This is a genomic window from Micromonospora humi (genome assembly GCF_900090105.1).
Taxonomy (GTDB): Bacteria; Actinomycetota; Actinomycetes; order Mycobacteriales; family Micromonosporaceae; genus Micromonospora; species Micromonospora humi.
In genome coordinates this window covers 1-16,086 of record NZ_FMDM01000031.1, presented here as the reverse complement: position 1 = coordinate 16,086, position 16,086 = coordinate 1, and the positions used below count along the sequence as shown (strand labels likewise).

Here is a 16,086-nt window from a genome sequence, read left to right as displayed (position 1 = left end):
TGGAGCTCGGTGCGGGTGAGGTGCGGATCGCGGTTCGCGCGGTGGGGGTGAACTTCCGGGACGTGCTGTTGGGTCTGGGGGTGTATCCGGATCCGGATGCGGTGATGGGTTCCGAGGGTGCGGGTGTGGTGGTCGAGGTCGGCCCGGACGTTTCCGACCTGGCGGTGGGTGATCGGGTGTTCGGGCTGTTCCACGGTGGGTTCGCGCCGCGGGTGGTGGCGGATCATCGGGTGGTCGCGCGGATGCCGCAGGGTTGGTCGTTCGCGCAGGCGGCGGCGGTGCCGATGGCGTTCCTGACGGCCTGGTACGGGCTGGACGACCTCGGACGTCTGCGGGCCGGTGAGCGGGTGTTGGTGCATGCCGCTGCCGGTGGTGTGGGTATGGCGGCGGTGCAGTTGGCGCGGTTGTGGGGTGCGGAGGTGTTCGCGACGGCGTCGCCGGCGAAGTGGGCGGCGGTCGAGGATCTCGGCGTCGCGTCGGATCACATCGCGTCGTCGCGGGAGCTGTGCTTCGCCGACGTGTTCGGCGGTGTGGATGTGGTGTTGGACTCGCTGGCCGGTGAGTTCGTGGACGCGTCGTTGGGCATGCTGCGCCCGGGTGGCCGGTTCGTGGAGATGGGTAAGGCGGACATCCGTGACGCCGCTGAGGTAGAGCGGGATCTTGGTGTCTGGTACAAGGCGTTCGACCTGTCGGAGGCGGGTGCGGATCGCACGGCGGTGATGCTGGCCGAGCTGGTCGCCCTGTTCGAGTCCGGGTCGCTGCGGTTGCTACCGCCGACGGTGGCGGATGCGCGGGAACTGCCGGCGGTGCTGGGTGCGATGAGTCGTGGGGCGCACGTCGGGAAGAACGTGGTGCTGGTTCCCCGCCCGGTGGACGGGCCGGTGCTGATCACCGGCGGCACCGGCGGTCTGGGTGCGCTGCTCGCCGCGCATCTGGTCGAGGCGCACGGGGTGCGGGACCTGGTGCTGGTGAGCCGGTCCGGTGGGCCGGCGCCGGAGCTGGACGCCCGGGTGCGGGTGGTCGCGGCCGACGTCACCGACCGGGCCGCGCTGGCCGCGGTGATCGACGGCATCGACGACCTCGCCGGTGTGGTGCACTGCGCCGGTGTGCTCGACGACGGCGTGTTCACCAGCCTGACACCGGAACGGGTGGCCGCCGTCCTGGCACCCAAGGTCGACGCGGTGGTGCACCTGCACGAGCTGACGCGCGACCGGGACCTGGCCATGTTTACCGTGTTCTCGTCGATCTCGGCGGTGTTCGGGTCGGCGGGTCAGGCGGCGTACGCGGCGGCGAACGCGTTCCTGGACGGCTTCGTCTCGTACCGTCGCGGTCTCGGTCTGGTCGGTCAGTCGCTGGGGTGGGGTCTGTGGGCCAACGCCGCCGGCATGGGCGGCCGCCTCACCGGCACCGACGCCGACCGGGTCACCCGGGCCGGCGACGCCCTCACCGACGAGCTGGGCCTCGCCCTGTTCGACGCGGCCCGGCACCTGCCCGCCGTGCACCTCGTCCCGGCCACCCTCGACCTCGCCGCGTTCCGCCGCGCCGGCGCCGTGCCCGCGCTGCTGCGCGCCCTGGTGCGCGGCACCGGTCGACGCGCCGCCCAGCACACCGGCGGCGGCTCCGGCCTGGCCCGCCGCCTCCTGGGGCTGCCCGAGGCGGAGCGCGAGCGTACCCTCGTCACGCTCGTCTGCGACCAGGTCGCGGCGGTCCTGGGCCACAGCGGCGCCGACGCCGTCGACCCCCGGCACGCCTTCAAGGACCTCGGCTTCGACTCGCTCACCTCGGTCGAGCTGCGCAACCGGCTCAACGCGGCGGCCGGGATCCGGCTGCCCGCCACCGTCGTCTTCGACTACCCGAACCCGACAGTGCTCGCCACCTACCTCGGCCGGCAGCTCGCCGGCACGACCGACGCGGCGAAGCCGGCCGCCGCCGCCACCTTCGACGCCGACGAGCCGATCGCCATCGTCGGCATGGGCTGCCGCTTCCCCGGCGGCGTGGAGAACCCGGCCGACCTGTGGGACCTGCTGACCGCCGGCACCGACGCCATCGCGACGTTCCCCGGCGACCGGGGCTGGACCGGCGACCACGACGGCTACACCCGCGTCGGCGGCTTCATCGACCACGCCGCCGACTTCGACGCGCGCCTGTTCGGCATCTCACCGCGCGAGGCGCTCGCCATGGACCCGCAGCAGCGGGTGCTGCTGGAGACCTCCTGGGAAGCCGTCGAATCCGCCGGCATCGACCCGGCGACGCTGCACGGCAGCCAGACCGGCGTCTTCGTCGGCGCGGCGGCCTCCCGCTACGGCCAGGGCGCGGACCTGCCGCCCGAGGCCGAGGGACACGTCCTGACCGGCATCGCGACGAGCGTCATATCCGGCCGGGTCGCCTACTCGTTCGGCCTCGAAGGCCCCGCGGTCACCATCGACACCGCCTGCTCGTCGTCGCTCGTGGCGCTGCACCTGGCCGTCCAGGCGCTGCGGCAGGGCGAGTGCGACATGGCGTTGGCCGGCGGCGTCACGGTGATGGCCGGTCCGGACATCTTCGTCGAGTTCAACAGGCAGCGCGGACTGGCCGCCGACGGGCGGTGCAAGGCGTTCTCCGCCGAGGCCGACGGCACCGGCTGGGGCGAGGGCGCCGGCGTGCTGCTCGTCGAACGGCTCTCCGACGCACAGCGGAACAACCACCGGATCCTTGCTCTGGTACGCGGGTCCGCGATCAACCAGGACGGCGCCTCCAACGGCCTCACCGCCCCCAACGGGCCCTCCCAGCAACGGGTGATCGACCGGGCGCTGGCCGGAGCCGGACTCCGCGGCGCCGACGTGGACGCGGTCGAGGCGCACGGCACCGGCACCGCGCTCGGCGACCCGATCGAGGCGCAGGCGCTGCTCGCCACGTACGGGCAGGACCGGGACCCGGACCGTCCGCTGCTGCTCGGCTCGGTGAAGTCGAACATCGGCCACACCCAGGCGGCGGCCGGCGTCGCCGGGGTCATCAAGATGGTGCTCGCGATGCGGCACGGCGAGCTGCCGCGCACCCTGCACGCCACGCAGCCCTCGTCGCACGTCGACTGGAGCAGCGGGGCGCTGCGCCTGCTCGACGAGCCGGCCGCCTGGCCCACGACCGACCGGGCCCGCCGCTCGGCGGTCTCCTCGTTCGGCATCAGCGGCACGAACGCGCACGTGGTGCTCGAACAGGCGCCACCGGCGCCCGCCGCCGTACCGGAGCCGACGCCGGGCCTGGTGCCGTGGGTGGTCACCGGCCACACCGCCGACGCGGCGCGGGCCCAGGCCGGTCGGCTGCTCGACTTCGCCGCGGCCGCGCCGCCGCCGTTCGACCTGGCCGCCGTCGGTCACACCCTGGCGACCGGTCGTCGGGCCCTGAAGCACCGGGCCGTCGTGGTCGGTGCCGACCTCGCCGAACTCCTCGACGGCCTGGCCGCGGTACGCGACGGCAGCCTGCTCCCCGGCACCGAACAGCTCGGCCGGACCGCGTTCCTGTTCACCGGTCAGGGTGCGCAGCGGGTCGGGATGGGTGCCGGTCTGGTGGCGCGGTTCCCGGTGTTCGCGGAGGTGTTCGACGCGATCGTCGGCCGGTTCGACGGGTTGCGGGAGGCCCTGGAGTCCGAGGCGATCCACCGGACCGTGCACACCCAGGCCGGGTTGTTCGCGGTCGAGGTGGCGCTCTACCGGCTCCTCGAATCCTGGGGTGTCACCCCGGACTACCTGCTGGGGCACTCGATCGGGGAGATCGCCGCCGCGCACGTGGCGGGGGTGATGTCGCTGGACGACGCGGTCACATTGGTGGCGGCGCGCGGCCGGTTGATGCAGGCGTTGCCGGCCGGTGGGGCGATGCTCGCGGTGCAGGCGTCCGAGGAGTCGGTGCGGGAGACCATCGCCGGCACGGGCGTGGACGTCGCGGCGGTCAACGGCCCCACATCGGTGGTGGTGTCCGGCCCGGTGGAGGCGATCGAGGAGCTGGCACCCCGGTTCGCGAAGACGACCCGGCTCTCCGTGTCGCACGCGTTCCACTCGTCGCTGATGGAGCCGATGCTGGCGTCGTTCGCGTCGGTGGCGGCCGGGCTCGCCTACCTGCCGCCGCGCATTCCGGTGGTGTCGAACCTGACCGGTACGCCGGTCGAGGAGTTCACCGCCGACCACTGGGTGCGCCACGTGCGCGAGGCGGTGCGCTTCGACGACGGACTGCGGTGGCTGACCGCGCAGGGCGTCAGCCGCTTCGTCGAGGTCGGCCCGGCGGCCGTGCTGACCGGGCTGGTGCGCGACGGCGTCGGCGTGGCGGTGCTCCGCAAGGACCAGGACGAGGAACGGGCCGCCCTGCGGGCACTGGCCGACCTGTTCGCGGCCGGGGTCGCGATCGACTGGCCGGCGGTCACCGGCTGGCGGTCACCCACCCGGGTGGACCTGCCGACGTACGCGTTCCAGCGGGATCGCTACTGGCTGACCCCGTCCGAGCCGGCGCCGGTGGCCGGGGGCGAGGACAGCGGCTTCTGGTCGGCGGTGGAGCGCGCCGACCGGGACGGGCTGGCCGCGGAACTGGGCCTGGCCGCCGACGGCGCGGCCGCCCTGGACGGGCTGCTGCCGTCGCTGTCCGCCTGGCGTCGCCGACGGCGCGCGCAGGGCGTGGTGGAGGGCTGGCGGTACCGGATCGGCTGGACGCCGATCGCCGAACCCGGCCCGGCGACGCTGTCCGGGGCGTGGCTCGTGGTCTCGGACGACCCGACCGACACCACCGACGTGGCCGCCGCGCTGACCGCGGCGGGCGCCGAGGTGGTACGGGTGCAGGGGCCCGCCGACCGTGGCGTGCTGGCCGGCGTGCTGACCGTCGCCACCGACGTCCGGGGCGTCGTCTGGGCCGGCAGCACCGGTCAGTCGTTGACCGTGCTGCTCCAGGCGGTCGCGGACGCCGGGACCGAAGCCCGGGTGTGGGCGGTGACCCGGGGCGCGGTCGCGGTGGGCCGGTCCGAGTCGGTGACCGACGTCTCCGCCGCGACGGTCTGGGGCGTGGGCCGCGTCGCCGCGCTGGAGCTGCCGCAGACGTGGGGCGGTCTGGTCGACCTTCCGGCGGTCCTGGGCGAGCGGGAGGCCCGCCGGTTCACCGCGCTCCTCGCCGGGAACGGCGAGGACCAGCTCGCGGTACGCGCCTCCGGGGTCTTCGCGCGCCGCCTGCGACGCGCCGCCCCGGCCGGGCCGACGACTCCGTTGTCCTTGTCCGGGACCGTGTTGGTCACGGGTGGGACGGGTGCGTTGGGTTCGCGGGCGGCGCGCTGGGTGGTCGGGCGTGGGGCCGCCCGGGTGGTGCTGGTGTCGCGTCGCGGTGACCGGGCGCCGGGTGCCGCCGATCTGGTGGCGGAGTTGAGCGCTGCGGGTGCCGAGGTGTCGGTGGTGGCGTGCGACGTCGCCGACCGGGACGCGGTGCGTGCGGTGGTGGCCGGTATCGGGGATCTGACCGGTGTGGTGCACGCCGCGGGTGTGTCCAGCGTGGAAAGTCTGTTGGAGGCGTCGGCGGAGTCGTTCGGGTCGGTGGTGTCGGGCAAGGTGTCTGGTGCGCTGCATCTGCACGAGGCGACCGCAGACCACGATCTGGACCTGTTCCTCGTCTTCTCGTCGATCGCGGGTGTGTGGGGCAGTGGTGGTCAGGCTGCGTACGCCGCCGGTAACGCGGCGTTGGACGCGCTGGTGGAGTCTCGCCGTGCGGTGGGGAAGACCGGCACCGCTGTCGCGTGGGGTCCGTGGGCCGAGGGCGGGATGGCGGGCGCGGCCGGCGCGGAGGACTACCTGGCCCGTCGCGGCCTGGCCGCGATGGATCCGGATCTGGCGATGCAGGCCCTGGCGCTCGCGGTCGACGCCGGTGACGTGACCACGACGGTCGCCGACGTGGACTGGTCGCGGTTCGTGGCGACGTTCGCCGCCCAGCGGCCGGCGCCGCTGTTCGGTGAGCTCGTCGTCGCGTCGGAGGCGGTCACCGATGGTGACGCGTTGACCGCGCGCCTGGCGGGTCTGCCCGAGGCGGAGCGGCGCCGGCAACTGCTGACGCTGGTGCGTACCCAGACCGCGAAGGCGCTCGGGTATGCCGGGGCGGGGCAGGTGGAGCCGCAGACCGCGTTCCGGGACCTGGGCATCGACTCGGTGACCGCGGTGGAGGTGAAGACCCGCATCAACGCGGCGACCGGTCTGCACCTGGGGTCATCTCTGGTGTTCGACCACCCGACGCCGCAGCTCCTCGCCGACCACCTCCTCGACGCGTTGGGACTGGGTGGCGGGACCGGTGCGCCGACTGCCGCCGCGGCGCAGCCGCTGACCGGCGACGACATCGTGATCGTGGGGATGGCGTGCCGGTATCCGGGCGGGGTGGAATCGCCGGAGGACCTGTGGCGGTTGGTCGCCGGTGGAAGCGACGGCATGTCGGTGTTCCCGTCCGACCGGGGGTGGACGGTGCCCGACGGCGTCGGCTACGCGGCGGTGGGTGGTTTCGTCGACACCGCGACGGGCTTCGACGCCGGCCTGTTCGGGATCTCCCCGCGTGAGGCCGTCGCGATGGATCCGCAGCAACGCATGTTGCTGGAGGTGTCGTGGGAGACGCTGGAACGCTCCGGGGTGGACCCGCGGTCGCTGCGGGGCCGGCCCGTGGGTGTGTTCGTCGGCGCGTCGCACTCGGGCTACACCGCTGACGGCGCCGACGGTCACGTGCTGACCGGTACGGCGAACAGTGTGATCTCGGGTCGGGTGTCGTACTCGTTCGGGTTCGAGGGCCCTGCGATGACCGTGGACACGGCCTGCTCGTCCTCCCTGGTGGCGTTGCACCTGGCGGCCCAGGCGCTGCGTGGTGGCGAATGCGATCTGGCCCTGGCCGGTGGGGTCACCGTGATCACGGGGCCGGACGTGTTCGCCGAGTTCGCCCGCCAGGACGGCCTCGCGTCGGACGGCAGGTGCAAGTCGTTCGCCGGTGCCGCCGACGGCACCGGATGGGCCGAAGGCGTCGGGATGCTGCTGGTCGAGCGGCTGTCGGACGCGGTGCACAACGGACACCGGATTCTGGCAAGGGTCGCCGGTTCCGCGGTCAACTCCGACGGCACGTCCAACGGCCTGACCGCGCCGAACGGGCCGGCGCAGCAGCGGGTGATCCGCCAGGCCCTGGCGAGCGCCGGTCTGAGCACCGGCGACGTGGACGTGGTGGAGGCGCACGGCACCGGCACCCGGCTGGGTGACCCGATCGAGGCCCAGGCGTTGCTGGCCACGTACGGGCAGGATCGTGAGCAGCCGTTGTGGTTGGGTTCGATCAAGTCGAACATCGGCCACACGCAGGCCGCCGCGGGTGTCGCGGGGATCATCAAGATGATCCTGGCGATGCGTCACGGTGTACTGCCGGCCACGTTGCACGTCGACGAGCCGTCCCCGCACGTGGACTGGACCGCCGGCGCGGTCGAGCTGCTCACCGCGGCCCGGCCGTGGCAGGCGAACGGTGGTTCCCGGCGTGCCGCCGTGTCCGCGTTCGGGATCAGCGGCACCAACGCCCACGTGATTCTGGAAGAGCCGGCCGAGCAGCCGGAGGTGGTCGAGGCGCCGCAGGTCGACGGGCCGGTGCCGTGGCTGGTATCCGCGCGGTCGGCGGAGGCGTTGGCGGGTCAGGTGCGGCTGCTGCACGACGCCGTGGCCGCCGACCCGGAGCTGGACCCGGCGACGGTGGCGTGGTCCCTGGCGACCGGGCGGGCGGCGTTGGAGCACCGTGCGGTGGTGCTGGCCGGTGCGCGTGACGACTTCCTCACCGGTCTCCGGGCACCGGCGATCTCGGGCGTGGTGTCCGAAGGCGGTCTGGCGTTCCTGTTCACCGGTCAGGGCGCGCAGCGCGTCGGGATGGGCGCCGGCTCGTACGCCCGGTATCCGGTGTTCGCGGCGGCGTTCGACGCCATCGGCGCCCGCTTCGACCAACTCCTCGACATGCCGCTGCGGCAGGCCGTCGACTCCGACGCGATCCACCGGACGGTCTACACGCAGGCCGGTCTGTTCGCGGTCGAGGTGGCGCTGTTCCGCCTGTTCGAGTCGTGGGGTGTGACCCCGGACTTCCTGCTCGGGCACTCGATCGGGGAGATCGCCGCCGCGCACGTCGCGGGCGTGCTCGACCTGGACGACGCGGTCACGCTTGTCGCGGCGCGGGGTCGGCTGATGCAGGCGCTGCCCGCAGGCGGGGGGATGCTCGCCGTGCAGGCGACCGAGGAGTCCGTGCGGGAGATCATCGCCGGCACGGGCGTCGACATCGCCGCCGTCAACGGGCCGACGTCGGTGGTCCTCTCCGGCCCGGCCGACGCCGTCGAGGAGCTGGCGCCGCGGTTCACCAAGGCCACCCGGCTCACTGTCTCGCACGCGTTCCACTCGGCGTTGATGGAGCCGATGCTCAACGAGTTCGCGGCCGCGATCGCGCACATCGACTTCCAGAAGCCGCGCATCGCCGTGGTGTCGAACCTGACCGGCGAGCCGGTCGAGGAGTTCACCGCCGACTACTGGGTGCGCCACGTGCGCGAGGCGGTGCGCTTCCACGACGGCATGACCTGGCTCGCCGCGAACGGCGTGACCCGCTGCCTGGAGGTCGGCCCGGCCGGCGTGCTGTCCGCGACCGCCACGCCGGACCTCACCTCCGTCCCCGCACTGCGCAAGGACCGCGACGAGACCGACAGCCTCCTGCACGCCGTCGCGAGGCTGTGGACCATCGGCGTGCCCGTCGACTGGACCGCGGTCCTGCCCGCCGCGCCCCGCGTCGACCTGCCCACGTACGCCTTCCAGCGGGACCGGTACTGGCGTTCCCCGCACACGGCGGACCCGGTCGAGGCGGCGTTCTGGCGGGCCGTCGAGGACGAGAAGCTACCCGACCTGCTGCACACCGACGTCCCGGCCTCGCTCGGCGCCGCGCTCGCCGCCTGGCGGCGCGACCGGGTGGCGAGCGGCGCGACAGCCTCCTGGCGGTACGACGTCGCCTGGGAGCCGGCCGTCGCGCCACCCACGCCGGCCGCCGGCCGGTGGGTCGTGCTGGTGCCTCGCCCGGGCATGGCCGAGGCGATGGTCGGCGGCACCGGCCTGGACTACGTCGAGCTGCCGGTAGGCGACACGGATCTCGCCGGCCTCGGCCAGGACGTCGCCGGAGTGGTGTCGCTGCTGCCCGCCACCGAGCGTGAACTCCTGGCCATGGTGCGCGTCCCGCACGACGCCCCCCTGTGGTGGGTCACCAGCGGGGCGGTGTCGGTGGGCCGGTCCGACCCCCCCACCCACCTCACCGCGTCGATGCTGTGGGGCGCCGGCCGGGTCGCCGCCCTGGAACTGCCGCAGCGGTGGGGCGGTCTGATCGACGTACCCGCCGAACCGGACGAGCAGGCACGCCGCCGCCTGGCCGCGATGCTCGGCGGTGCCGAGGACCAGGTCGCGGTGCGCGGCGACGGGGTGTACGTCCGCCGGCTGCGCCCGGCCGCCCCGAGCACGCCGGCCGCACCCCGTACGTGGGAAGGCACGATTCTCGTCACCGGTGGCACCGGGGCACTCGGCGCGCAGGTGGCGCGTTGGCTCGTCGGTCGTGGGGTGTCGCGGCTGGTGTTGACGTCGCGGCGGGGCATGGACGCGCCGGGCGCGGCGGAGCTGGTGGCGGAGTTGTCGCCGGCGCGGGTGGACGTGGTGGCGTGTGACGTCTCCGACCGTGCCCGGGTGGCGGATTTGCTGGCCGGCATCCCGGACCTGTCCGGCGTGGTGCACGCCGCAGGCGTCTCGGGTGTGGGCCTGCTGACCGGGTCCACCCCGGAGGAGTTCGCGGAGATCGTCCGCGGCAAGGTCGCCGGAGCGGTGAACCTGGACGCCTTGACCGAGGATCTCGACCTGTTCGTGGTGTTCTCGTCGATCTCCGGCGTGTGGGGCAGCGGAAACCAGGCCGCCTACTCGGCGGGCAACGCGTTCCTCGACGCGCTGGTGCAGGCGCGCCGGGCCGCCGGCAAGGCGGGTACGGCGATCGCCTGGGGCCCCTGGGCCGAGGCCGGGATGCTCGTCGCGGAGGAGGGCGCCGAGGACTACCTGCGCCGGCGCGGTCTGCGCCCGATGCCGCCGGCGCTGGCGATCCGGGCGCTGGCCGAGGCGGTCGACGCCGACACCGGCTGCCTGACCGTCGCCGACGTCGACTGGGCCCGGTTCGGGCCGGCGTTCACCGCCTCCCGGCCCAGCCCGCTGCTCCGGCACGTGCTCGCCACCGAGCCACCGGCGGTCCCGGCCACCAGCCGGTGGGCGGACGAGGTCGCCGCGATGCCGGCGGCCGAACGCTCCCGCACGGTCCTCGCGCAGGTGCGCCGCACGGTGGCCGAGGTGCTCGGGTACGCCGACGTGGACCGGGTGCCGCCGGGCCGGGCGTTCAAGGACCTCGGCATCGACTCGCTCACCGCGGTCGAGCTGCGCGACCGGTTGCAGGCGCTGACCGGGCTCGCGCTGCCGGCCAGCCTCGCCTTCGACCACCCCAGCCCGACCGCGATCGTCCGGATGCTGCTGGAGCGCCTCGCCGAAGCGCCGACCACTGTCGCGACGACCACGGCCGCCGCGGTGAGCGGCGACCCGGTGGTGATCGTCAGCATGGCCTGCCGCTACCCGGGCGGGGTGGACTCCACCGAGGCGCTGTGGGCGGTGGTCGAGGGTGCCGAGGACGTGCTGACGCCGTTCCCCGGGGACCGGGGCTGGGACCTCGACGGGCTCGCGGCGGGCGGCTCGGACACCACCGTGGGCGGCTTCCTGGACGGGGCGGCCGAGTTCGACGCCGGGCTGTTCGGGGTGTCGGCCCGGGAGGCGCTGGCGATGGACCCGCAGCAACGGCTGCTGCTGGAGACCACCTGGGAGCTGTTCGAGAAGGCGGGCATCCCGCCGACCTCGCTGGCGGGCACGTCGACCGGGGTGTTCGTGGGCTCGAACACCCAGGACTACTCGGGCGTACTGGCCGCCGGCACCGGCCACGACGGCTACCTGGCCACCGGCACCTCGGCGAGCGTCGTCTCCGGGCGGCTGTCGTACGTCTTCGGGCTGGAAGGCCCGGCCGTCACCGTCGACACCGCCTGTTCGTCGTCGCTCGTCGCGTTGCACCTGGCCGCGCAGGCCCTGCGGGCCGGCGAGTGCGACCTCGCCGTGACCGGCGGGGTGGCGGTCGTCTCGACTCCCGGCATCTTCACCGAGTTCTCCCGTCAGGGCGGGATGGCGCCCGACGGCCGCTGCAAGGCGTTCGCCGAGGGCGCGGACGGCACCGGTTGGGGTGAGGGCGCGGGCGTCCTGCTGCTGGAGCGGCTGTCCGACGCCCGCCGCAACGGGCACGAGATCCTCGCCGTGGTCGCCGGTTCCGCGATCAACCAGGACGGCGCGTCGAACGGCCTGACCGCGCCGAACGGGCCGGCGCAGCAGCGGGTGATCCGGCAGGCGCTGGCGAACGCCGGGCTGAGCCCGGCCGAGGTGAGCGTCGTCGAGGCGCACGGCACCGGTACGAAGCTGGGCGATCCGATCGAGGCCCAGGCGTTGCTGGCCACCTACGGCCAGGACCGCGACGAGCCGCTGTGGCTCGGCTCGGTCAAGTCGAACATCGGTCACACCCAGGCCGCCTCCGGTGTCGCCGGGGTCATCAAGATGGTGCTGGCGATGCGGCACCACACGTTGCCGGCGACGCTGCACGTCGACCAGCCGTCGACGAAGGTCGACTGGTCGTCGGGCGCGGTACGGCTGCTGACCGAGGCCCGGCACTGGACCGGCGGAGACCGGACCCGGCGGGCCGGGGTGTCGTCGTTCGGGATGAGCGGCACGAACGCGCACGTGATCCTGGCGGAGCCCCCGGCAGCCCCGGCAGCCCCGGCCGTCGCGCCGGTGGCGCTCCCGTCCGGGCCGGCGGTGCCGTGGCTGCTGTCGGCGCGTTCCGCCGAGGCGCTGACCGGGCAGGCCCGCCGCCTCGCCGAGTTCGTGGCCGCCCGGCCCGACCTCGACGTGACCGCCGTGGCCGGCGCGCTGCGCTCCAGCCGGGCCGTGCTGGAGCACCGGGCCGTCGCCGTCGGGTCCACCCGGGACGACCTGCTCGCCGCCCTGACCGCGATCCGACCCGGCGAGCCGGTGACGGATGCCGACGGCCGTGTCGTGCTGGTCTTCCCCGGGCAGGGCGCCCAGTGGCTCGGGATGGCCGCGGCGCTGCTGGACGAGTCGCCGGTGTTCGCCGCCCGGATCGCCGAGTGTGCGGCGGCGCTCGACGGGTACGTCGACTGGTCGCTGCTCGACGTGCTGCGGTCGACGGACGACGGCTGGATGTCGCGGGTCGACGTCGTGCAGCCGGTGCTGTGGGCGGTGATGGTGTCGCTGGCCGCCGTCTGGCAGTCGCTCGGCGTGGAGATCGCCGGTGTGGTCGGCCACTCGCAGGGCGAGATCGCGGCGGCGGCGGTCGCCGGCATCCTGTCGCTCGCCGACGCGGCGATGGTGGTGGCCGTCCGGTCACGCGCCCTGCGGGCGATCGCCGGCACCGGCGGGATGATCGCGGTCGCGATGGGCGCCGACGCCGCCGCCGAGTTGCTGGACGAACTGCCCGGCATGTCGCTGGCGGCGGTCAACGGCCCGGCGTCGGTGGTGCTCTCCGGCGACGTCGCCGGCATCGAGGCGGTGCTGGCGCGGTGCGCGGAGCGGGGCGTGTGGTGCCGGCAGGTCCCGGTCGACTACGCCTCGCACAGCGCCCAGGTCGACGGCCTGCGCGCGGAGCTGCTGGCCGCGTTCGACGGGTTGACCCCGCGGGCGGGTACGGTGCCGTTCCACTCCACGGTGACCGGCGGGCTCGTCGACGCGGCGGAGCTGGACGCGGCGTACTGGTTCGAGAACCTGCGCCGCCCGGTGCGCTTCGACCAGGTCGTCTCCGGGCTGATCGAGGCCGGGCACCGGCTGTTCGTCGAGGCCAGCCCGCACCCGGTGCTGGTCGCCGGCGTGGGGGAGCGCGGCGGCCTGGTGACCGGTTCGCTGCGCCGCGACGAGGGCGGGCTGGCGCGGATGCTGCGCTCGGCCGGCGACCTCTGGGCCCTGGGCGGTCACGTCGACTGGTCGGCGGTGACCGGTGCCGGCACGGTGCGTGACCTGCCGACGTACGCCTTCCAGCGGCGCCGCTACTGGCCGGCGCCGGCCGTCGGCGCCACGGACGCGGCGGCGATCGGCCTGTCCGGGCTGACCCACCCGCTGCTCGGCGCCACCACGGTGCTCGCCGACACCGACGGCGTGCTGCTGTCCGGCCGGGTCGCGCCCGCCTCGCCGGGCTGGCTCGCCGACCACCGGGTGGCCGGCCGGGTGGTCCTGCCCGGCACCGCCTTCCTGGAACTCGCCCTGCAGGCCGCCCAGCGCACCGGCGACCGCCGGATCGGTGAGCTGACCGTGGCGGCGCCGCTCGTCCTCGACGGCGGCGCGGCCCAGCTCCAGGTCCGGGTGGCCGAGGCCGACGAGCACGGACGACGCGCCCTGCACATCTACGCCCGACCCGAGCACGACGCCGACGGGTCCTGGACGCGGCACGCCTCGGGCATGCTGGAGCCGACCGGACCGGCCGCCCCGTCCGGTCTCGGCGCCTGGCCGCCGGCCGACGGCACGGTCCTGGACGTGCCGGCGTTCTACCAGGCCGCGACCGCCGCCGGTTACGGCTACGGCACCGCCTTCCGCGGCCTCCACCGGGCCTGGCGGGTCGGCGACGACGTGTACGCCGAGGTCGAGCTGCCCGCCGACATCGCCGCCGAGGGCGCCGGCTACGGCCTGCACCCGGCGCTGCTCGACGCCGCGTTGCAGGCCGTCGGGCTGGGCGACTTCATCACGGCGGACGGCCTCGCGCTGCCCTTCGCCTGGACCGGCGTCCAGCTGTCCGCGGTGGGCGCGACCGCGCTGCGGGTACGGATCAGCGCCGCCGGCCCGGACGCCGTCAGCGTCACCGTGACCGACCCGGCCGGCGCGCCGGTCGCGACGGTCGAGCGACTGGACTTCCGGGCGCTGGGCGCGGGCGGGTTGCCCACCGGCGCCGGCACCCGGGAGGCGCTGCTGCGGGTCGACTGGTCGCCGCTGCGTGACGCGGTCGCCGTGGACGTGCCGGCCGAGGTGTGGCGGGTGGACGCGCCGGACCTCGCAGTGGTGTTGGAGCGGGTTCAGGGGTGGCTCGCGTCGACGATCGATGGCGTCCTGGTTGTGGTGGTCAACGCTGCGGTGCCGGTCGGCGGCGCGGCAGTCGACCCGTACGCGGCTGGGGTGTGGGGATTGTTGCGGTCGGCGCAGTCGGAGAATCCGGGCCGGATCGTGCTCGTCGACAGCGACGGGGGCGACGAGGACGGGTTCCTGCGCGGGCTGGCCGGTCTGGGTGAGCCGCAGGTGGCGGTGCGCGGGTCGGCGGTGTTCGTGCCGCGTCTGGTGCGGGCGTTGCCGTCGTCGTCGTTGGTGGTGCCGGAGGTTCCGGCGTGGCGCCTCGACATGGTCGGCGGGTCGTCACTGGACTGCCTGGCGCTGGTGCCGGCCGACGACGCGCTGGCCCCGTTGGCCGCCGGTCAGGTGCGGGTGTCGATGCGCGCCGCCGGCGTCAACTTCCGCGACGTCCTGGTCGCGCTCGGCGTGCACACCGCGACGAGCATCATGGGCTCCGAGGGCGCCGGCGTCGTCCTCGAGGTGGCCCCGGACGTCACCGACCTGAAGCCCGGCGACCGCGTCTTCGGCTCCTACGTGGGCGCCTTCGGCCCGGTGGCGGTGACCGACCGGCGGCTCGTCTCGCCGATGCCGACGCGGTGGACGTTCGCGCAGGCGGCGTCCGTGTCGACGGCGTTCGTGACCGCGTTCCACGGCCTGCGGGACGTGGCGGACCTGCGGGCGGGCGAGCGGCTGCTGGTGCACGCCGGCGCCAGTGGCGTCGGCATGGCCGCCGTCCAGCTGGCGCTGGCCTGGGGTGTCGAGGTGTTCGCGACCGCGTCGCCCGGCAAGTGGGACGTGCTGCGGAGCCTGGGCCTGGACGACGCGCACATCGCGTCGTCGCGGGACACCGGGTTCGAGGCGGCGTTCGGCCCGGTGGACGTGGTGTTGAACTCGCTGGCGGGTGAGTTCATCGACGCGTCGTTGCGGATGCTCGGCGACGGCGGTCGGTTCGTGGAGATGGGCAAGGCCGACTACCGCGACCCCGCCGAACTCGCCGAGCGTGGCGTGCGCTACCTGACGTTCGACCTCGCCACCGAGGGCTGGGAACGCACCGCCGGAATCCAAGGCGAGGTCCTCGCGATGGTCGACCGCGGCGAGGTGTCGCTGCTGCCGTTCCGGGTGTGGGACGTGCGGGACGCGGCGGAGGCGTTCCGGTTCATGTCGCAGGGCCGGCATGTGGGCAAGATCGTGTTGACGATTCCGTCGGCGCCGTCGGGGACGGTGTTGTTGACCGGTGGTACCGGCGTTCTCGGCGGCTTGTTCGCGGAGCATCTCGTCAATGTGCACGGGGTGCGAGATCTGGTGTTGGTGTCGCGTCGTGGTCCGGATGCGCCGGGTGCGGGGGACCTGGTGGGTCGGCTGGAGGAGGCCGGCGCCGAGGTGCGGGTGGTCGCGGCGGATGTGGCGGATCGGGCGGCGTTGGCTGGGGTGCTGGACGGGATCGAGGATCTGTCGGGTGTGGTGCATCTGGCGGGTGTGTTGGATGACGGTGCGTTTGAGGGCCTGTCGGCGGAGCGGATCGCGTCGGTGTGGGCCGGGAAGGCCGTCGCGGCGGCTCATCTGGATGAGTTGACGCGGAACCGGGATCTGGCGTGGTTCGTGATGTTTTCGTCGGCGTCGGCGACGTTCGGTACGGCGGGTCAGGCGGGTTATGCGTCGGCGAACGCGTTCCTGGATGGTCTGGTGGCGGCTCGGCGGGCGCAGGGTTTGCCGGGGTTGTCGGTGGGGTGGGGGTTGTGGGCGGCGTTGTCGGAGATGACGTCGCATTTGGATGAGCGTGCGGTGGCGCGTATCGGTGGGGTGTTGTCGTCGGCGTTGGGTGTGGCGTTGTTCGACGAGGCGGTGCGTCTGCCGTTGCCGCACGTGGTGCCGATCAGTTTGGACCTGTCGGGTTATC

1 protein-coding gene is annotated in these 16,086 nt (G+C 74.2%); it reads left to right on the top strand.

The features are described 5' to 3' along the window. A partial coding sequence (locus GA0070213_RS31935) for a type I polyketide synthase (protein WP_217628683.1) occupies window positions 1–16,086 on the top strand: 16,086 nt, incomplete at both ends.